Below are 18,550 nucleotides of genomic sequence, written 5' to 3' on the forward strand. Positions count from 1 at the left end.
GTAGACGATATCGCTACGTCGCCTGAACCCGATGACGACAGCCGAACAGTCGACAACGACACCGCTGCACCGTCCGATGCTGCTGACGACAGCCAGCCCGGCGAGACCCAATCGAGCGCCGCGCCACCCATCGACGGCGCAAGTGAACCCGGCGGGCCGGCGCCCCCCGGAGGTCGGGCGGCCTGACGGCCGGCGCGAGAAAGTGCGGCATGCTCCTCCGATGATCAGCGGGGTGCGTAAACAGCGTGCCTGCATTGAGCGCCAAGAAACGACGAAAGCCGCCCCAACCGATGGTCGACGCGGGCTTTCGATCGAGTGGAGCTAAGGGGACTCGAACCCCTGACCCCCACACTGCCAGTGTGGTGCGCTACCAGCTGCGCCATAGCCCCTGAAGTCGTGCCCATCGAAGTTACACCACCTGCCGGAAGCGCTCAAAATCGCTGGTTACGGGACTTCGCCGCCGGCTTCCGGCCCGATCGCGCGCGCCGGCGTGTGCGCGGCGGGTCGGCCCCGCGTCTCCGGCGCGAACACCCATCCGAGCGCCGCCACCCCCAGGACCGCCCCACTGACCACGAACGCCCAGGCGTAGGACGTGCGCTCGGCGATCTGGCCCACCACCAGCGACCCGATGATCGAACCCAGATCGGCCATCATCTGGAAGATCGCGACCGCGGTGCCGCCGCGCGCCTTGTTCCCGACGACGTCGGCCACCGCGGCCTGCTGCGGCGACACGAAGATCCCCGTCGCCGCGCCCGTGACGTACGCCGCGACCAGGAAGATCGGCAGCGACGTCGTGAAGCCGACGAGAATCGTCGCCACCGCGGACACCGTCAGCCCGACGATCAGCAGCTTGCGCCGCCCGATCCGGTCGGACAGATAACCGCTCGGGATCACCACCGAGACGTTGCCGATCGCGAATGTCGCCAGCGCCAGGCCCGCGGCACCCGCCCCGTAGCCGAGCCCCTCGACCACGAACAGCGGCACCAGAGCGATCCGCAACCCGAACGCCGCCCAGCCCGTGCTGAAGTTCGAGAACAACGCCGCCCGGTAGGCCCGGTGGCGCAGCACCTGACGCACCGAAACCGCCGCGCCCTCGGTCTCTTCGGGAGCCGCGAGCGTGCTGCCGCGCAGGCTTACGAACACCACGCCGGCCGCGACCAGCAGCGCCGCCCCGTAGATCACGAACGGCGCCGCCAACCCGAAACCCGCGGTGAGGCTTCCCAACACCGGGCCCCCCACTGAACCGACCAGGAAGCCGGTCGAGAACAGGCCCGCCACCCGGCCGCGCGCGTTCTCCGGGGAGATCCGGATCATCAGGCCCAGCGACGACACCGTGAACATCGCCGAGCCCAGCCCGCCGAGCGAGCGGAACGCCAGCAGCTGCCAGTACGTCTGCGCGAACGCGCACGCCGCCGTCGACAGCGCGACGATGATCAGCCCGCTGATGTAGACGCGACGCTCCCCCAGCCGCTGTACCAGCAGCCCGGCGGGCGGCGCGGCGATCAACCGCATCAACGCGAACGCCGTGATGACGAACGTCGCCGCGCTGATGCTCACCCCGAAGTGACGCGCGTACTGCGGCAAAACGGGCGCCACCACGCCGTAGCCGAGCGCCACCACGACGTTGGCGCCGACGAGCAGCCAGACCTCGCGCGGGAGCTTCGGCTTGGTTTCCGCCCGGTCGGCCGCCGCCGCATCGGGCCCCGTCGAACTGTCGCCCTCCGGTTCAGAACTCACCCGATGACCCTATTGACCACCTCGCGCGCCGCCTCCTGCACCTCGCCCAGGTGCTCGGGCCCCTTGAACGACTCGGCATAGATCTTGTACACGTCCTCGGTGCCCGACGGCCGCGCCGCGAACCACGCGTTCTCCGTCGTCACCTTCAACCCGCCCAGCGGTGCGCCGTTGCCCGGTGCGGTCGTCAGCTTCGCCGTGATCGGCTCGCCCGCCAGCTCGGTCGCCGAGACCTCCTCCGCCGACAGCTTGGCCAGCCGCGCCTTCTGCTCGCGGCCTGCGGGCGCATCGACGCGGGCATACGTTGGGGCGCCGTACTTCTCGGCCAACTTGGCATAGCGCTGCGACGGCGTCTCACCCGTCACCGCCAAGATCTCCGAGGCCAGCAGCGCCAGGATGATGCCGTCCTTGTCGGTCGTCCACACCGACCCATCTTGGCGCAGGAACGACGCACCCGCGCTTTCCTCACCGCCGAAACCGATTGTCCCGCTGAGTAATCCGTCAACGAACCACTTGAACCCGACCGGCACCTCAACCAGCTCGCGGCCCAGCCCGGCGACCACCCGGTCGATGATCGACGAACTGACCACCGTCTTGCCGACCGCGGTCGACGCCGGCCACGACGGCCGGTGCGAGAACAAGTAGTCGATCGCAACGGCCAGGTAGTGGTTTGGGTTGAGCAGCCCGCCGTCGGGGGTGACGATCCCGTGCCGGTCGGAGTCCGCGTCGTTTCCGGTGGCGATCTGATAAGCGTCGGGGTTGGCGCTCATCGTCCGAAGCAGGCCGGCCATTGCGTTCGGCGAGCTGCAGTCCATCCGGATCTTGCCGTCGGTGTCCAGCGTCATGAACCGCCACGTCGCGTCGACGAGCGGGTTGACCACGGTGAGATCGAGGTTGTGGCGTTCGGCGATCGCGCCCCAGTAGTCGACGCTGGCGCCGCCGAGCGGGTCGGCGCCGATGCGGATCTTCTCGGCGCTGATCGCGTGCAGGTCGACGACGTTGGGTAGATCGGCGACATAGGCGTCGAGGTAGTCGTGGCGCTGCGCGGTCTGGCGCGCCCGGGCCAGCGGCACCCGCTTGACCCCTTTGAGCCCGTCGCGCAACAGTTCGTTGGCCCGTTTGGCGATCGCACCCGTGGCGTCGGTGTCCGCGGGCCCCCCGTTGGGCGGGTTGTACTTGAACCCGCCGTCCCGCGGCGGGTTGTGCGACGGCGTGACGACGATCCCGTCGGCCAGATCGCCCTCCCGACCCCGGTTGAACGTCAGGATCGCGTGACTGATCGCAGGCGTCGGCGTATACCGGTCAGCCGAATCAATCATCGCGACAACGTCATTGGCCGCCAGCACCTCCAACGCCGACACCCAGGCCGGCTCGGAGAGCGCATGGGTGTCGCGACCGATGAACAGTGGACCGGTGATGCCCTGAGCGGCGCGGTACTCGACGATCGCCTGCGTCGTGGCCACGATGTGCGCCTCGTTGAACGCCGCGTCGAGGCTGGAACCGCGATGCCCCGAGGTGCCGAACACCACCTGCTGATCGACGTTGTCGGGGTCGGGCTCACGGGTGTAGTACGCCGTCACCACCGAAGCGATGTCGATGAGATCCTCGGGCTGCGCCGGCTGACCGGCTCGGGGGTTGGGCGCCATGAACCCGATTCTGCTCCTTGCCGTCATGCGGCGTCTCATGAGCCACCCGGGCCATACTGACCTTCGTGCTTGGTTACGACGGCCGCGAGCTGCTTGCCGTGTTCGTCGGCGGTGCGCTGGGCACCCTCGCCCGCGCCGCGATCGAGACACTGGTCGCACCCGAACCCGGGCACTGGCCGTGGCCGACGTTCGCGGTGAACATCGTCGGCGCGTTCGTCTTGGGATACGTCGCCACGCGACTCCCCGACGACAGCTACCGTCGGCCCCTGCTCGGCACGGGGTTCTGCGGTGGGCTGACGACCTTCTCGACGATGCAGGTCGAGATCCTCAGGATGATCGAACGCGAGCATTTCGCGCTGGCGGCCGGATACGCGTCGGCCAGCATCGTCGTCGGCCTCGCCGCCGCGTGGCTGGCATCGGAATGGGCACGGAGATGACGGTCGCGGTGTGGCTGGGTGTCGCGGTCCTCGGCGGAGTCGGGGCGGTGCTGCGCTTCCTCGTCGACCGCACGGTGTCACACCGGCTGAGCGGGGCGTTCCCGTCGGGCATCTTCGTGGTCAACATCTCCGGCGCACTGGTGCTCGGCCTGCTCGCCGGCCTCGAACTGGGTCCCACCACCGCGCTGCTTGCCGGTGTCGCGCTCCTCGGCGCGTACACGACGTTCTCGACGTGGATGCTGCAGACGCTCGAACTCGGCGCAGACCGCCGGGTCGGACTCGCGATCGCGAACATCGTCGTCAGCCTGGCCCTCGGAATTGCGGCCGCCGCGTTCGGATGGTGGATCGGAACACGGCTGTGAGCTTGCCCGCGAGCAGCGGGGGTAAGCCTAGCCTTACCTGATCCAACGTAGTACCGTCGCGTGCCGTGAATCCGTCTACTCCAGAAGCCGTCAGCGTCGCGCTGGCCGAGATCCTGCGCGACGACATGAACGTCGATGTCCGACGAGTCACCCGCGACTCCCGCCTGATCGACGACGTCGGCCTTGACTCGGTCGCGTTCGCGGTGGGGATGGTGGCCATCGAGGATCGGCTGGGCGTGGCGCTGAGCGAAGAGGACCTGCTCAGCTGCGACACGGTCGGCGACCTGGAAGCGGCCATCCTGGCCAAATCGGCTGCCACATCCGCGAACTCGTGACCGAACTGGCCGCAGCCCTGTCGGCGGCGATGTCGGGGGCCCCGACCAAGTTGGCCGTCCTCGGCACGGAAACCGGCCACTGGGTACATCACCCGTGGCCCGAGGTCCACGCGCGGGCCGAAAACGTGGCCGAGCGGATCACCGACGACGAGGCAAAAGCCGTCGGCCTGATCGGCGATCCGACAGTTGAGTTCATCGCTGCCATTCCGGCTGCGTTCTTCGCCGGCGCCGGGTTGTCGATCCTGCCCGGACCCATCCGCCGCGCCGATCCCGATCAGTGGGCGCAGAGCACGCTGGACCGGTTCCGCTCCATCGGCGTGACGACCGTGTTCAGCCACGGCGCCGAACTTTCGCTGTTGCGCAAGCACTCCGACGCGACCGCCGTACACGACCTCCTCGAGGTCGGCCACTCGCGCCGCTCCACAACCTTCCGCGGCCCCGACACCGCCGACGTCGCGATTCTGCAGGGCACCGCGGGGTCGACGGGAACGCCTCGCACGGCCCAGATCTCGCCCGCCGCGTCGCTGGCGAATCTGCGGGGGCTCATCGAGCGGGTCAACGTCAACGACCGGTCCCGACTGCACAGTTGGCTGCCGATCTACCACGACATGGGATTGGCCTTCCTCCTGACCGCTACGCTGGGCCAAGCCGACCTGTGGCAGGCGCCCACTTCGGCATTCGCCGCTTCCCCGTTCAACTGGCTTCAGTGGCTGATGGAGAGCAAAGCCACGATGACCGCCGCGCCGAACATGGCCTTCAACCTGATCGGCAAGTACGCGGGCCACCTCAAGGACCTCGACCTCAGCAATCTCGGTTTCACGCTCAACGGCGGAGAACCGGTGGACTGCGCCGGCTACCAGCGCTTCGCCGACGGGATGGCCCGGTTCGGGTTCAACCCGAACTCGCTGGCCCCGTCCTACGGGTTGGCCGAATCCACTTGTGCGGTCAGCGTTCCCGTGCCCTTCACCGGGCTTCGCGTCGACGATGTCCACGTGATCACCGACGGTAGCGAGACCAACCGCCGCTTTGCCGTGCTCGGACATGCCATCCAGGGTATGGAAATCCGGATCAACACCGACGCCGAGCACACCACCGAGGTGACCGGTCGCGAGGTCGGTGAGGTCGAGGTCCGGGGCACGTCGCTGATGACCGGATACGTCGGCGAGGCCCCGATCGACCGGAACGCATGGTTGCCCACCGGCGATCTCGGCTATCTCACCGACGACGGACTGGTCGTCTGCGGCCGGGCCAAGGAACTCATCACGGTGGCGGGTCGCAACGTGTTCCCCAATGAGATCGAGCGCATCGCAGGTGAGATCGACGGTGTCCGTGACGGTTGTGTGGTGGCCGTCGGAACCGGCGAGTCCTCGGCGCGGCCGGGGTTGGTGATCGCCGCGGAGTTCAAGGGTGACGACGAACCCAACGCCCGGAGTCAGATCGTCGCCCGTGTCGCATCGCACTGCGGCGTGGTGCCCGCCGACGTGGTGTTCCTCAAACCCGGTGCGCTGCCCCGCACCTCGTCGGGCAAGCTGCGCCGGCTCGAAGTCAAGCGCACATTGGAGGGAGCAAGCCGATGACGGCCACTGCCGAAGCGCCGGACGCACCGCCGCTCGAGGACTACCGCGACCTGCTCGAGCGGGTCTTCGACGACCGCGTCACCGCGTGGACGGCCGAAGCCGAAGAGATGGAACGATTCCCGCGCAAACTCATCGAGTACCTCGGCGAGTCCGGGGTGTTCGCCGGCAAGTGGCCACCGGGACAACAGCATCCCGACGTCGCGAAGGTCATCGAGCTCGCTCGCAAGCTGGGTGGGCTGGGCTCGGCCGGTATCGGGGTCGGCGTGGGACTGCACGATTCGGCGATCGCGATCCTGCGCCGCTTCGGCAAGTCGGATTACCTGAAGGAGATCGCCGAGCAGGCGATCCGGGGTGAGACCGTGCTGTGTATCGGGGCCTCCGAGCAGTCCGGTGGATCCGACCTGCAGATCGTGGGTACCGAAGTGCATTCTGTGCGAGACGGATTCGAAGTCAAGGGCATCAAGAAGTTCGTCTCGCTGTCCCCCATCGCCGACCACGTCATGTGCGTGGCCCGCAACGTCGACCATGATCCGGACAGCAAGCACGGCAGCGTCGTGGTGATCGCCGTCCCGCTCGCGCAGTGTGAGATCCAGACGCCGTACCGCAAGGTCGGCGCAGGCCCCCTCGACACCGCCGCCGTGCACATCGACACCTGGGTGCCCGCCGAGGCTCTGGTCGCGCGCGCGGGCATCGGGCTGGCCGCCATCTCCTGTGGGTTGGCTCAGGAGCGGATGTCGGTGGCCGGCCTGGTGTCGACGTCGGCGCAGCGGGTCATCGGAATCACCCAGGCGCGCATGATGGTTCGCAAGCAGTTCGGTAGCAGCCTGTGGGAGCATCAGGCGCTGCGGCTGCGGATGGCCGATCTGCAGGCACGCGTGGACATGCTGCGCTTCGCGCTCGACGGGATCGCCGCGACCGGAAAGCTCGACCTTCGCACCGCCGCCGCGATGAAGGTCAACGCCGCGCGCCTCGGTGAAGAGGTGATGAACGAGTGCATGCACCTCTTCGGCGGGTCCGGCTATCTCGTCGAGGAGACCCCGCTCGGAAGATGGTGGCGCGACATGAAACTGGCCCGGGTCGGCGGGGGCACCGACGAGGTGCTGTGGGAGCTGGTCGCGGCCGGGATGAAGCCCGACCACGACGGTTACGCGGAGTTCAACCAGCTGCCCTGATAGCGCTGGGCTACGGCGCGTCGGCGGGTGTGCGCGGCAGTGCGTACAGCGCCATACGCCGGTTCGACATGTCGTGCTCCCCCAGGAACTCGCAGCCGGCGTGTTCGCAGACGTCGCGCGCGCCCTTGTTCCGGTGGTCCGGGTCGAACATGATGCGACGGCACCGCGGGTCGAGCTCGAAGATGTTGGCCGTCAACCGCGGCAACAGGATCGGCGCGATACCGCGGTTGACGAAGCGCAACTCCGCGATCGCCGCGTGCATCCCGATGTCATGGGGGTCGGCGTCATAGCGCGGTGCGATCGAATCCTTGGCGGCCCGGTACAACTCGATGTAGACGAACGGTTGCCCCCGGAAAAACCCGACGAACGGCCTGGAGTATTCGCCCGCCAACTGTGCGGTCAGATACCGGTGCCACCGCTGCGGCGGCCAGTCGTATTCCCACGCCTCCACCAGGTGCGGGCGGTTCATCCACTCCGAGATCATCTCCGCGTCCGCGTCCGGATCGGCCAGCCGAATGAGGTACGGCTCGGCGAGCACCGGCGTGGGCGGCGCCGCGACCTGACGTACCGCATCGGAAATGTCGGTCAACTCCCGCGGAAGTACGGGCGAGGGTGCATCGTCGATCTCGGTCATCGCCCGCCGAGCCTACCGGACTGACTAAGGCAAGACTTACCTTCCTCTGCCTGCGGTATTCAGCCGAACAGGTCGTCGAGGGCCCCCTGTTCGAGTTCGGTCCACCGGCGCACAGTGCGTCGTACCTCGGCGACCGCTTCTTCGTCGAGATGCTGGGCGCCGTCGGGCGTGATTCGGCAGATGTCCATGGGCCCACCGACGCTGGGCGACGACGCATCCAGCGCGTCGAGCACCCGCAGTGCGGCCACCACACCGTAGTCGACGCTGCGTTCGCCCATCTCGAAGTGCGCCAGAAGCGCATGGGCCTGTTGGGCCATCGGAGACCCGCTGCCCACCGCGTGGAAGCCGATCTCCTCGTAGTGGCCGATCAGCCCGTGCGGATCGATGTCGACGATGAACGGCTCGCCGTTCGCGTAGCCGGCCGCCAGAACGTAGGTCGCCGGGGTCGCGCCGGGCTTACCCGCAGGCACGTCTTCGATGAAGTTCTTGTAGTGGTGCTCGAGCACGGGCAGCACGCGGCCCTGAAGGGCGTGGCCGATGTCGGGGGCTTCGACGATCGCGTCCGGTTCGTTGGTGAAGATCTGCTCGAGGTCGTAGAGCACGGCGCGCGACCCGCTACCACCCCATGCGGCGTGCTTACCGAGCGGATGCAGTTTCTGGGCCGGATAGCTCAGGCCGCGCTCGGGGTCGGTGATCTGCGAATCGGAGGCCATCGCGACGCCGTCGGCGCAACGGATGGCGAGAACGACGGTCATCGCGGCTGTTTCGACGGCATGCGCCGATCGTCTCACGCCGCTCGGGTCAGCAGGTCGCGAAGGACCGCGGCGTGGCTGGCGGCCACGTCGCGGGTGGCGGTCACCAGCACCACCGGCCCTTCGGCGAGCAGCCTGCGGAGTTCATCCAGCGCCTGGGCACCCTCCCCGGTTTCCAGTTCGGCCGTGTAGCGGGCGACGAACTCGTCGAACCGTTCCAGCCGATGCGAATACCAGCGCCACAGTTCGGTCGACGGCGCCACCGCCCGCAGCCACCGACCGGCCCGCGGATCGTCCTTGCGGAATCCCCGCGGCCACAGCCGGTCCACCAGAACCCGGGTGCCGTCGTCGTCACCGGGCGGGTCATAGACCCGTGCCACCTCGACGCTTGGCCGGCCACCCATGCGGTGAGATGGTAGGGGCATGGCGGAGGACCGGGTGGCGGATCTGCAGCGATGGCAGGATTCGGGCGCCGTCTGGGAGGTCCGGATGCGACGCGAAGGCAGCGTGACCGTCGCGCTGCTGAGCTGCGACGGCGGCGAAGAGGTCGACGTGTTCACCTCCGAGGACCCCCGGCTGCTCGCGTTCATCGGTGAGCGCCGAAGCAGTCAAGACTGAACTTCACCGACGGCGTATCAGGTCGGCGAACGCCGCGGCGGCGGCGTCGACACCGCCGAGATCCTCGGTGGCGACGAGGTCCAGCAGCAGGCCGCGCGCCACGGCCAGGCCGAGCCGCATCATCGCCGGGTCGGCCGTGCCGCTCGGATCGTGCGCCAGCCAGTCCTCGACCGCGGCGGGCAGCATCCGGGCGAACGGTTGCTCACCCTGCACTCCGCGGGCGTAGCACTCGAAGAACAGCCGCTCGAACGGTCGCAGGTCGGGCCGCCGCAAATTCGCCCACATCGCCGTGATGGCTTCGGCGGGATCGGCGGGCAGGTCATGGGTCAGCGCCATCTGGCGTCGCTCGACCTCGCCGACGATCGCCAGCAGCAGCTCGTCACGCGACCCGAAGTGGTGCAGCAGCATGCGATGGCTGGTGCCGACCGCCGCCGCGAGATCGCGCAACGACCGGTCGCCGATGCCGTTGCGCGCGACCTCCGCGACGAGCCCGTCGAGCAGTTCCTGGCGACGCTGAAGATCAGGAGGCCGGGCCATCGAGCCGATGCAACTGCTCGCAGCGCGCCTTCAAACCCTCGGCCTCGAGTTCGAGATAGCGCCTGGTCATCGAGCGCATCAGGAGCCCGACCGCGGCCCCGACCGGGCCGCGTTGTTCGAGCCGTTGGTGGATCCGGGTCCGCGGCGGCGAGGCGCGCACGGAGCTGACGTCGTGGCGAGCCACCGTGAGCCCGCCGGGTGAGCGCTGCACCCACGTCCACGACGTGGGTGGCGTCACCTCGGTGACCTCCCAGACCAGCTTCGGCATCCGCGGTTGCTTGATCTCGAACCGGTTGCCCACAGCCAACTCTCGGCTGTCCAGCGCCACGAGCCGGGTCACCGAGGCGGTCCACTCCGGCCAGCGCTCGACATCGCTGAACACGTCCCACACGGCGGCGGCGGGTGCGTCGATCTCGGCACCACACTCGGTAATCATGTACCAAACGGTACATCAACGACGCCGGTCTGGGAAGGGGCGTCCGGCGAGTACGGCAAGATTGCCTGGACATGACCTTCAGCGACCGCCCCGTCACCCGCCGGTGGCACATCCTCCGACTCGTGCTGTTCGCGGCGTTCCTGCTCGGGTTGTTCTACCTGGTCGCCGTCACCGGTGTGATCGACGTCGACCACGTCCGCCGCACCGTGGCCTCCACCGGCCCCGTCGCACCGCTGGTCTATGTCGTGGTGTCGGGACTGCTCGGCGCGGTGTTCGTGCCCGGACCGATCCTCGCCGCCGCCAGCGGGGTGCTGTTCGGTCCGGTCGTCGGCACGTTCGCCACCCTCGGCGCGACGGTCACCACCGCGTGCGTCACCAGCCTGCTCGGCAGGCGGGCCGGACGCGACAGCGCGCGGGCACTCCTGGGTGAGGAGCGTGCGACGCGTCTCGACGCTCTCATCGCGCGGGGCGGGCTGTGGGCCGTCGTCGGCCAGCGTTTCGTTCCCGGCATCTCCGATGCGCTCGCGTCCTACGCCTTCGGTGCGTTCGGAGTCCCGTTGTGGCAGATGGCCGTCGGCGCATTCATCGGATCTGTTCCCCGCGCGTTCGTGTACACGGCGCTGGGGGCGTCGATTTCGGATCTGAATTCGCCGCTGACCTATGTCGCGATCGCGGTGTGGTGTGCCACCGGGATCGTGGGTGCGTTCGCCGCGCACCGGGGTGTGCGCAGCTGGCGGCGGGCCCGGGGCGCTGACAGCGAACCGGCACCCGAAGCGGAGGAGTCCTAGTCCGGAAGCGCCGCGCTGCCGGGCGGCGGGGCGAGCTGCCAAGTGTCGCAGGCCATCGCGAGCATCGCGTAGGTGCCGACGACGAAGATCAGCTCCATCGCCTGGTGGGTGCCGAGTTCGTCGACGAGACGACGCCACGCGTCGGGTGTGGCTCGGCCGCGGGTGAGCAACTCGTCGGTCGTCTCCAGGACGGTGAGGTCCTGACCGTCGAATCCGTCGTTACCGCGGGCGATCCGGGCGATCTCGTCGTCGGACAGGCCGCCCGCCATGGCGATCCGGTGATGCTCGCCCCAGAAGAACGACGAGCGTCGCGCATGGGCGAGCCGCAAGACCGCCAGCTCTCGCAGCCGAACCGGCAACTCACCGCGTTGCAGTAGGAACGCGTTGTAGGTCAAGAACTCTCGTGCCATCTTGGGATGGCGCGCCAACACTCCAAGGATGTCGAAGTTCAGCGGGTCCCTAGGGTCACCCGAACCGGCGCGGGGCACGTCGTCTGCCGATATACCGAACAGCGCACCGACGGCGGCGTACTCGTCCGGTCCCCACTCCTGCGCACTCGGCGGCGTCAGAATCGGTCCTGTTTCGGTCATGATCGCCCTTCGGGTGGATGCAGTTCCGCGAGTGCGTGGATCTGTTCGAGGTAGTGCTCGAGCGACCGGTGGACGAATCGTGCGGACACGGTGGTCGTGCCCGCGGATGCCATCGCGCGCAGGGCTTCCCGCGTCGCCTCGGGGTTGTCGACAGGGTCGAGCGGACGGTCGGCGGCCAGCACGACCTCGAAGTCGGGCGGCACCTCGCGCGCCTTGAGCCACTCCCCCGCGGTCGCGACCGAGATACCGAACGGCGCCCAACCTTCGGCGAGCGTGAGTGCGCGCCGCAGCGACCGCTTGGTCCGGCCGCCCACCCAGATCGGCATATGGGGCTGCAGTGCGCACGGGTCGACGATCAGGCCGCCGAACGAGTAGTACTCGCCGTCGTAGGAGGGCTCGTTGCTCGCCAGCGCGGCACGCAAGGCGCGCAGCGCGTCGTCGGCGCGCGGACCGCGATCCTCGAACGGCGCGCCGAGGAGGTCGAACTCCTCCTTGAGCGAGCCGACGCCAACCCCGAGGATGAGACGGCCACCGCTGACGTGATCCAGTGTCCCGTAACGCTTCACAATGGCCAGCGGATGGTGGTATCCGAGCACCAGCGTCATGGTGACGAGCCGGATCCGTTCGGTGCGGGCCGCCACGTAACCGAGGGTGGCCAGCGGATCCCAGTACCTTGCGCCGCGGCGCCCGGCCTCCGATGCCGGGATACCGATGTGCTCGCTGCACGTCAGGTGGTGATAGCCGAGCCTGTCGGCGGCTTCTGCGACGCGGCCGATGTCCTCGACTCCTGCGTCGCGCTCCCACGTCAATGCCGCCCCGGCGACGTTGGTGACGACCGGTGTCGCAATGCCGAGCTTCAATTCAGTGGCTCTTCGCCCGCCAGGATGGTCCGGTGCATGAGCCGACCGCTGTCGGCGGCGTAGGGCAGGGCGCGGTGCATGGTGCCCGTGTTGTCCCAGATCAGCAGGTCGCCGACCGCCCACTCGTGCCGATAGACGTATTGCGGCTGGGTGGCCCAATCACGAAGCCGCGCAAGCAGAGCGCGGCTCTCTTCGACGGGCATGCCGACCACGTAGTCGGCGGTCGCACCGAGCAGCAGCGACTTGCGGCCGGACTGGTGCGTCCACACGATGGGGCACGCCTTGGTCGGCGACTTCTGCCAGAACGCGATCTCGTCGTAACTCATCTCGGGTGTCACATAGTACTGAGACCGCTCGGCGCTGTGCACGACTCGAAGATCGGCGATGAGGTCCTTGTCGGACTGCGGCAGATCGTCGTACGCGGCGTAGGTGTTGCAGAACTCCGTATCGCCCCCGGTGTCAGAGAGTTTCACGGCTCGCAGCAGCGTGGCCAGGTTCGGATACGGCTGCAGGGAGCCGTCGAAGTGCCAGAACAACGAGCCCTTCAGGTATTTCGCGCGCTGGTTGACGTTCTCGTCGAGGGAGATCTTGTAGATCCCGTCCTCGCCCTCATTGGCGACAACGGTGCCCAACGTTGCGGCGATCGCGACTTGCTGCTCGTCGCTGATCTGCAACCCGCGGAAGAACACCACGCCGCGTTGTTCCAATGTGTCCCTGATCTTCTCGGCGGCGCGGCCGCTCAACAGCGTATCCAGGTCGGTTCTGATCTCGCTGCCGATCCGGGGAGTCCGGTCGACGATGTCGAGTTGTGCGGAGGTCAGGCTCACGGTGGCTCAGCTCACCCTCGTCAGAATCGTATTGGCCGAATGTTTGACTCGCGGTTGGTTCCACAGCTCGACCGCGAGCGAGACGGTGATCAGTGAGTAGAGCAGGTTGCGCAGGTTGGCGACGTCCTCGGGCAGCGGCTCGGCGTAGTCGAACTTGTCGACGTAGGCAAGAGCTTCCTCGGCGTACGGGAAGATTTCGTCGTAGAAGGCCCGAATCTGTTCCATGGAACTGTTGACCCGCTTCACATAGCGCGCGTGGCCGTCCTCGATGGCCCATTCGGGCACGAGGTGTTCGAGGTGGGAGAATTCCGGTGGCAGAACTGGATTCATCGCGTTGCCTTCTGTTCTTCGCCGACCTTTACTCCATTCTCTACGTAGTCACCGACGACCTTGTGGAAGTGGCGCAGCAGGATCTCCTCGTCGTTGAAGGTGAAGTGGGTGAGCGCGCCGCTGTTCAGCATGGCCTGCAGACCCTCCGACGGGCTGGCGTCCTCGAGGATGATGTCGTTGAGGAACGTGACCGTGAGCTCCTGACCCAGGCGCTCCTTGTGGGTCGTCGGCGGCTGGTAGTAAGCCTCCGTCTCGAAGATGTGCGAGTGCGGTCCGGTGGGCCAGTGCGTGTGGACGGTGAATCCGGACGCGCCGAAGATCAGCACGAAGTTCGGGAAGAACTGGAACGAGTCGAAACCGTACTTCTCCGACCGCGTCGGGTTGATACCGGTGGGCATCGGCCCGCGGTCGGCCTTCTTGTTCCACGGGCCGGCGGCGCTGGCCTCGAAGACGCACTCGATCGGCTTGGAGTACGGCGTCTTGCGCGACGGTTCACCGGAGAACGAGAACATCCGGTGCGGACCTTTGAGCCGGTAGGCCAGCGCGTCGGTGAACGGATTCGGTTGGTCGAACGCGTCCCTGGCCTCGGCGGTGAGCGCGCCGAAGGATGATGCGTGCAGGTACGGCCCGTGGTAGCTCTCGGCGAACCCGTCGAGGAAGATCTTCCAGTTGCATTGCAGTTCGGCCTTGAGCCTGTACACCTGATGGGGGCCGGCGAACGGATATCCCTCGATCTCGTGTGCGAGTTCGCCGAGGAAATCGCGCAGTGGCTCGGTGTTGTGCGGGTTGAGGTTGATGAAGATGAAGCCCTCCCACACCTCGCACTGGATGGCGGGCACCCGACAGCTGTCCGCGTCGAAGTCGAGCAACAGATCCTTGCGGGTCGCCGAGTGCAGTGAACCGTCCAGCTTGTAGCGCCAGCCGTGGAAGCGGCAGTAGAGCAGCGGTGCGCGGCCCTCGACCTCCGCGAAGGGGTCGTCCTCCCACAGCATCTTGTTGCCCCGGTGCGGGCAGATGTTGTGGAAGGCGCGGACGACCGAGTCCTTGCCTCGCACGATGATCACCGACGTGTTGAGGAACGCCAGCTCGCGGGTGAAGTAGCTGCCGGACTTGGGCACGCGCTCGATACGCCCCATGTAAAGCCATGTCTTCTTGAAGACGTGCTCGCGTTCCTTCTCGTAGAACTCCTCGGAAACGCAGTCCTGAAGCGACACGGGGCCACGACCCAGTTCGGGGTAGGCGTCGGTCCAGTGTCCGCTCGCGGGTTTGGTCACCAGGCTGTCGGGACTCAACGGTCTCTCCTCCGTCGGGCTGAAGACGGTAGGCCGAAGGTACCGCCGCAGATATGGCCGAAACAGACCCGCGAGCGCAACACCCTGTTGCATATTTGGAACGCGGTCGGCGACTGAGGAAGGTGCTCGAAAGCAATGGAACAGAACCTGCCCTTCGACGTCGACGCCCTGCTGATCTTCGGCAAGGTGGTGGAGAACTGCAGCTTGTCGAAGGCCGCGGCACTGCTCGGAATGCCGAAGTCGACCGTCAGCCGCAAGCTGACCCGACTGGAGTCCGACCTGGGCATTAAACTGCTGCGCAAGAACACCCACCAGCTCACCGTCACCGCCCTCGGCGAGCAGGTGTACGCCCACGCGGTCAACATCCTGGCCGAAGCCAACGGTGTCCGCGCGCTCGTCGAGGGCAGCAGGCAGGAGCCTCAGGGCGAACTGCGGGTGGCGATCCCGGTCTTCGTCGGCATCGATTACGCCTCCCGCGTCGGCGCGGCGTTCCTGCAGCACTATCCGAATTCAGCGCTGGACATCCGACTGGTCGACCGGGTGGTCGACCCGGTGCGGGACGGGTTCGATGTGGTGTTTTCCACCGGACCGCTACAGGACTCCACGCTGATCGCGCGCAAGGTGTTCGACCTCGACCTGTTCTTGTGCGCGTCACCGGATCTCCTCGCCCGACTGCCCGAACCGGTCCGCGACCCCGCACAGTTGAACACGATTCCGTTCATCGACTTCGGCTTCGGAGGACCCCGTAAGCTGACGGTCACCGCGAAGGCCCGCCAGCATGAGCTGACGCCACCAGTCCGGGCGCGCGCCAACAACTTTCAGGTGTGCAAGCAGTACATCATGCAGGGCCTCGGGATCGGTGCGATGCCCACCCAGATCATCTGCACCAACGAGCTGCGCGAGGGCACCCTCGTTCCGGTGTTACCCGAATGGCGACTCGAGTCCCTCGACGTGCACATGATCTATCCGTTCGAGTTGTCCTTCTCCACGCTGATCAGCGCGTTTTACGAGACGGCCCGCGAGATCATCGTCGAGAACTCTGCGCGCCGGTAACCGTGGGTGCCGGCCGCGCTTGGCCACGTGCATGGCCCGCGGTCACCCGGGGATGTGAGGTCCGGTATCGCTCACGCAGTTGGCGTTTACCCCGGTCACGCCCGGGTAGCCCCGCACCCGACAGGGTTGGGAGTGGGCATGCTGATGGTCGCCGGCGCCACGGCCGATACGGGCGTGAGTCGTCACCGTGAAGCCGTGCTGGCCCGCTCGGCCATCATGCGGGGGTTGGCGCCCGCGGACAGGACAGCCCTGATCAATCGAGTCGCCTTCGCCCGCTTCGGGCCCGGCGAGTGCATCTACCCCGAAGGCCAAACCGATCACCGCCTCTACATCGTCGTCGACGGCAAGGTCAAGATCGGCTGGCGGGCGGCGGAGTTCCCCGAGAAACTGCTCGCCGTCCTCGGCCCCTCGGAGATCTTCGGCGCCGAGTCGCTGTTCGACTGCGGACCCCGGACCGGTTCGGCCACCGCGCTCACCGCGGTGCTGGTCGCGGTCATCGACCGTGATGCGTTGCACGATTGCATCGACGGCAACCCGCACATCACCGAGCAGCTGATGCGCCTGTTGGCGCGCAACCTCCAACGCGCCGAAGACCTGATCACCGATCTCAACTTCACCGACGTTCCCGGCCGGATCGCCAAACAGCTTCTCCACCTCGCGCAGCGTTTCGGTGTCCGACAAGATCGGCATCTGCGCCTCGACCACGGCCTCACCCAAGCCGAGATCGCCCAATTGGTCGGCGCGTCACGGGAATCGGTCAACAAGGTGTTGTCGGATTTCGTCCAGCGCGGCTGGATCACGGTCTGCGGTAAGAGCCTCGTCATCCACCAGACCGAACTGCTCGCCCGCCGAGCCCGCTGACGCGCGAGCAAACTTTTTCTGCGGCGGCGGGCGTGGTAACGGCCGTCGGTGGGTAACCACGAAGCCATGGACCCCGACACGTTGGTGGCGATGGCAGGTTTGACGGCGCTGGGCGCCGCGGTGTTCACGGGCGCGATCTGGGACAGCCCGTTGGTATCGGCACCGGCGAGGCTCGGCAGGCAGCAGCGCCCCTATGGCAAACACGCCATGCCCGTCGGCTCACCCAGGAAAACGCGCGAGTTCGCCGGTTGACCACGGCAGCGCCCGTCGACGGCTACCCTGGGATACGGGTCCCGACGGGCGATGTTTCGACAGAACGTCCGAAAGGGTAAACCCCAGCAGCCACAGGTTCAGATCCGAGCCGTGTGATCCATACGGCAGGGTCGGGAGTTAGGAGCCTGTGTGGTGTCCGAGGCGAATTCTGAATACGCAGATCTAACGGAGATGTTCCGCCGCCTCAAGGCGCTGGACGAAGGATCACTTCCCTACCGGCGCCAGCGCGAGGCGATCGTCGACCGAACATTGCCACTGGCCGACCATGTCGCTCGCCGCTACCGCAACCGCGGTGAGCCGATCGACGACCTGGTGCAGGCGGCGCGGGTCGGCCTGGTCAACGCGGTCAACCGCTTCGACCCCGACAACGGCGCCGACTTCCTGTCCTTTGCGATCCCGACCATCATGGGCGAGGTCCGCCGCCACTTCCGGGACTACGGCTGGGCGGTCAAGGTTCCGCGCCGGCTCAAAGACCTCCAGGGGCAGCTGGTGAAGGCGCGCGCGGAGTTGTCGCAGCAGATCGGGCGTGCGCCGACACCATCCGAAGTCGCCGGCCATCTCGGTATCGAGCGCGAAGCAGTGATGGAAGCGACGATCGCCAGCAGCAACTACTCGACGCTGTCCACCGACGTTCAGGCCTCGGCCGACGAGGAATTCCGCTCGGTCGGCGAGACCCTCGGCGACGTCGACCCGAACATCGACAAGGTGGTCGACCTCGAGACGGTGCGACCGCTGATCGCCGCGCTTCCCGAACGCGAGAAGACCGTGTTGCTCCTGCGGTTCTTCGAGAGCATGACCCAGACCCAGATCGCCGAACGGATGGGTTATTCGCAGATGCACGTGTCGCGTCTGCTCGCACAGGCCCTTCGCAGGCTCCGCGAGCAGGTGCTTGAACCGGGCGTCGGCGACGTGGGGTCCGAGGTGCGCGCACCGCGTCGGCGACGCCGTTCACCTGTCCCGCCCACTACGGCGCGTCACCTCAAGCGTGGCGCCTGAGAAGCGTCAGCGCGGCGCGAAGACGGGTGCGAACACGGTCTCGCCGTTGAGCTCCTGACGTTCGAAACGCACCGCGACCGGAAGACCGACGTGCACCGAATCAGGTTGACAGTCCACGATATTGGCCGCGATGCGCAGGCCGGGTTGCTCATCGAGCTCGACGATCGCGATGACGTACGGCACCGCGACAGCGGGGTTGAACGGCTGGTGGTTGACCGTGTAGGTGAACACCGTGCCGAGTCCGGATACCGGTTGTGGGCGAAGTCGTCCGCCGCATTCGGGACAGTCCCCGGCCGGCGGTGACACCCACAAATGGCAACGCTCACAACGGGTGATCAGCAGCTGGCCATCTCGGCCCCCGGTCCAGAAGGCCCGGTTGTGCTCGTCGAGAGCCGGCACCATTCTGGCCGCGGAGGCAGGTGACACGTCGTCGGACACGT

At 67.2% G+C, this 18,550-nt stretch carries 24 protein-coding genes, 1 tRNA gene and 1 pseudogene; 12 read left to right on the forward strand and 14 right to left on the reverse strand.

Translation table 11 applies throughout. The features are described from left to right. Positions 1-186 (forward strand): annotated as a pseudogene (locus AU198_RS26665) (hypothetical protein); the annotation flags it as partial. Positions 187-316: 130 nt separating this feature from the next. On the opposite strand, the gene AU198_RS15010 reads toward AU198_RS26665, so the two are convergent. The 3 genes from AU198_RS15010 to pgm form a co-directional block, all read right to left on the reverse strand. Beyond that, a tRNA-Ala gene (locus AU198_RS15010) sits at positions 317-389 on the reverse strand. A gap of 55 nt (positions 390-444) precedes the next feature. Then, the gene (locus AU198_RS15015; RefSeq protein ID WP_064348953.1) at positions 445-1,737 is read right to left on the reverse strand and encodes an MFS transporter; all 1,293 of its coding nucleotides are present in this window, start codon (positions 1,735-1,737) and stop codon (positions 445-447) included. Then, on the reverse strand, positions 1,734-3,380 hold the full coding sequence (gene pgm / locus AU198_RS15020) for a phosphoglucomutase (alpha-D-glucose-1,6-bisphosphate-dependent) (RefSeq protein WP_064348954.1): 1,647 nt from the start codon (positions 3,378-3,380) through the stop codon (positions 1,734-1,736). Before pgm ends, AU198_RS15015 begins: the two co-directional genes overlap by 4 nt. A gap of 65 nt (positions 3,381-3,445) precedes the next feature. Here pgm and crcB (AU198_RS15025) point away from each other — a divergent pair, with 65 nt between their 5' ends. From crcB (AU198_RS15025) to mbtN, 5 genes are all read left to right on the forward strand, one after another. After that, on the forward strand, positions 3,446-3,817 hold the full coding sequence (gene crcB / locus AU198_RS15025; protein WP_064348955.1) for a fluoride efflux transporter CrcB: 372 nt from the start codon (positions 3,446-3,448) through the stop codon (positions 3,815-3,817). Continuing rightward, a complete protein-coding gene (gene crcB / locus AU198_RS15030) occupies positions 3,802-4,179 on the forward strand; it encodes a fluoride efflux transporter CrcB (RefSeq protein ID WP_064348956.1) in 378 nt (125 codons plus the stop codon). The genes crcB (AU198_RS15025) and crcB (AU198_RS15030) overlap by 16 nt, the downstream gene beginning before the upstream one ends. Positions 4,180-4,244: 65 nt before the next feature. After that, on the forward strand, positions 4,245-4,514 hold the full coding sequence (gene mbtL / locus AU198_RS15035) for a mycobactin biosynthesis acyl carrier protein MbtL (RefSeq protein WP_082691038.1): 270 nt from the start codon (positions 4,245-4,247) through the stop codon (positions 4,512-4,514). A 5-nt stretch (positions 4,515-4,519) separates the two neighbouring features. Next, positions 4,520-6,091 (forward strand): long-chain-fatty acid--ACP ligase MbtM, encoded by a 1,572-nt coding sequence (gene mbtM / locus AU198_RS15040; RefSeq protein ID WP_082691042.1) that lies wholly within the window; start codon positions 4,520-4,522, stop codon positions 6,089-6,091. Further along, on the forward strand, positions 6,088-7,263 hold the full coding sequence (gene mbtN / locus AU198_RS15045) for a mycobactin biosynthesis acyl-ACP dehydrogenase MbtN (RefSeq protein WP_064348957.1): 1,176 nt from the start codon (positions 6,088-6,090) through the stop codon (positions 7,261-7,263). The genes mbtM and mbtN overlap by 4 nt, the downstream gene beginning before the upstream one ends. A 10-nt stretch (positions 7,264-7,273) precedes the next feature. Here the strand turns inward: mbtN and AU198_RS15050 are convergent, their stop codons facing one another. From AU198_RS15050 to AU198_RS15060, 3 genes are read right to left on the reverse strand one after another with little or no spacing between them, the layout of a single operon-like run. Further along, positions 7,274-7,897 carry a GNAT family N-acetyltransferase gene (locus AU198_RS15050; RefSeq protein ID WP_064348958.1) on the reverse strand — a complete coding sequence of 208 codons (624 nt, stop codon included), beginning with the start codon at positions 7,895-7,897 and terminating at the stop codon, positions 7,274-7,276. Positions 7,898-7,956: 59 nt separating this feature from the next. Further along, entirely contained in the window at positions 7,957-8,652 is a 696-nt protein-coding gene (locus AU198_RS15055) for a hypothetical protein (RefSeq protein ID WP_064348959.1), read from the reverse strand. 32 nt (positions 8,653-8,684) lie between these two features. Continuing rightward, complete coding sequence (locus tag AU198_RS15060) at positions 8,685-9,053, reverse strand: DUF488 domain-containing protein (RefSeq protein ID WP_064348960.1); 369 nt, start codon at positions 9,051-9,053, stop codon at positions 8,685-8,687. 19 nt (positions 9,054-9,072) lie between these two features. On the opposite strand from AU198_RS15060, the gene AU198_RS15065 reads away from it, so the two are divergent. Beyond that, the gene (locus AU198_RS15065) at positions 9,073-9,267 is read left to right on the forward strand and encodes a hypothetical protein (protein WP_064348961.1); all 195 of its coding nucleotides are present in this window, start codon (positions 9,073-9,075) and stop codon (positions 9,265-9,267) included. Between the two features lie 3 nt (positions 9,268-9,270). Here AU198_RS15065 and AU198_RS15070 read toward each other — a convergent pair whose 3' ends face one another. Both AU198_RS15070 and AU198_RS15075 read right to left on the reverse strand, forming a co-directional pair. Then, the gene (locus tag AU198_RS15070) at positions 9,271-9,804 is read right to left on the reverse strand and encodes a TetR/AcrR family transcriptional regulator (protein ID WP_064348962.1); all 534 of its coding nucleotides are present in this window, start codon (positions 9,802-9,804) and stop codon (positions 9,271-9,273) included. Then, positions 9,788-10,240 (reverse strand): SRPBCC family protein, encoded by a 453-nt coding sequence (locus AU198_RS15075; protein WP_064348963.1) that lies wholly within the window; start codon positions 10,238-10,240, stop codon positions 9,788-9,790. The genes AU198_RS15070 and AU198_RS15075 overlap by 17 nt, the downstream gene beginning before the upstream one ends. A gap of 71 nt (positions 10,241-10,311) precedes the next feature. On the opposite strand from AU198_RS15075, the gene AU198_RS15080 reads away from it, so the two are divergent. After that, positions 10,312-11,028, forward strand: coding sequence for a TVP38/TMEM64 family protein (locus tag AU198_RS15080; RefSeq protein ID WP_064348964.1), 717 nt, complete (start codon positions 10,312-10,314; stop codon positions 11,026-11,028). On the opposite strand, the gene AU198_RS15085 is transcribed toward AU198_RS15080, so the two are convergent. From AU198_RS15085 to AU198_RS15105, 5 genes are read right to left on the reverse strand one after another with little or no spacing between them, the layout of a single operon-like run. Further along, positions 11,025-11,618 (reverse strand): carboxymuconolactone decarboxylase family protein, encoded by a 594-nt coding sequence (locus AU198_RS15085; protein WP_064348965.1) that lies wholly within the window; start codon positions 11,616-11,618, stop codon positions 11,025-11,027. The two genes, AU198_RS15080 and AU198_RS15085, sit on opposite strands and share 4 nt — an antisense overlap. Next, on the reverse strand, positions 11,615-12,478 hold the full coding sequence (locus AU198_RS15090; RefSeq protein ID WP_064348966.1) for a TIGR03619 family F420-dependent LLM class oxidoreductase: 864 nt from the start codon (positions 12,476-12,478) through the stop codon (positions 11,615-11,617). The genes AU198_RS15085 and AU198_RS15090 overlap by 4 nt, the downstream gene beginning before the upstream one ends. After that, the gene (locus AU198_RS15095; protein ID WP_064348967.1) at positions 12,475-13,305 is read right to left on the reverse strand and encodes a TauD/TfdA dioxygenase family protein; all 831 of its coding nucleotides are present in this window, start codon (positions 13,303-13,305) and stop codon (positions 12,475-12,477) included. Before AU198_RS15095 ends, AU198_RS15090 begins: the two co-directional genes overlap by 4 nt. Positions 13,306-13,311: 6 nt before the next feature. Beyond that, positions 13,312-13,635: a hypothetical protein gene (locus tag AU198_RS15100; RefSeq protein WP_064348968.1), complete on the reverse strand. Its 324-nt coding sequence runs from the start codon at positions 13,633-13,635 to the stop codon at positions 13,312-13,314. Beyond that, on the reverse strand, positions 13,632-14,927 hold the full coding sequence (locus AU198_RS15105; RefSeq protein ID WP_064348997.1) for an aromatic ring-hydroxylating oxygenase subunit alpha: 1,296 nt from the start codon (positions 14,925-14,927) through the stop codon (positions 13,632-13,634). Before AU198_RS15105 ends, AU198_RS15100 begins: the two co-directional genes overlap by 4 nt. Positions 14,928-15,062: 135 nt before the next feature. Here AU198_RS15105 and AU198_RS15110 point away from each other — a divergent pair, with 135 nt between their 5' ends. The 4 genes from AU198_RS15110 to AU198_RS15125 all read left to right on the forward strand — a co-directional run bounded on the left by AU198_RS15110 (position 15,063) and on the right by AU198_RS15125 (position 18,110). Further along, positions 15,063-15,980 carry a LysR family transcriptional regulator gene (locus tag AU198_RS15110; protein WP_064348969.1) on the forward strand — a complete coding sequence of 306 codons (918 nt, stop codon included), beginning with the start codon at positions 15,063-15,065 and terminating at the stop codon, positions 15,978-15,980. Positions 15,981-16,124: 144 nt separating this feature from the next. Next, a complete protein-coding gene (locus AU198_RS15115) occupies positions 16,125-16,841 on the forward strand; it encodes a Crp/Fnr family transcriptional regulator (protein ID WP_064348998.1) in 717 nt (238 codons plus the stop codon). Between the two features lie 48 nt (positions 16,842-16,889). Beyond that, complete coding sequence (locus tag AU198_RS15120; protein ID WP_156431618.1) at positions 16,890-17,093, forward strand: hypothetical protein; 204 nt, start codon at positions 16,890-16,892, stop codon at positions 17,091-17,093. Between the two features lie 153 nt (positions 17,094-17,246). Continuing rightward, entirely contained in the window at positions 17,247-18,110 is an 864-nt protein-coding gene (locus tag AU198_RS15125; protein WP_082691043.1) for a SigB/SigF/SigG family RNA polymerase sigma factor, read from the forward strand. 6 nt (positions 18,111-18,116) lie between these two features. Here the strand turns inward: AU198_RS15125 and AU198_RS15130 are convergent, their stop codons facing one another. Next, on the reverse strand, positions 18,117-18,512 hold the full coding sequence (locus AU198_RS15130) for a Zn-ribbon domain-containing OB-fold protein (RefSeq protein ID WP_197416120.1): 396 nt from the start codon (positions 18,510-18,512) through the stop codon (positions 18,117-18,119). Between the last annotated feature and the right edge of the window lie 38 nt (positions 18,513-18,550).

This window comes from Mycobacterium sp. GA-1199 (assembly GCF_001500045.1).
GTDB lineage: Bacteria > Actinomycetota > Actinomycetes > Mycobacteriales > Mycobacteriaceae > Mycobacterium.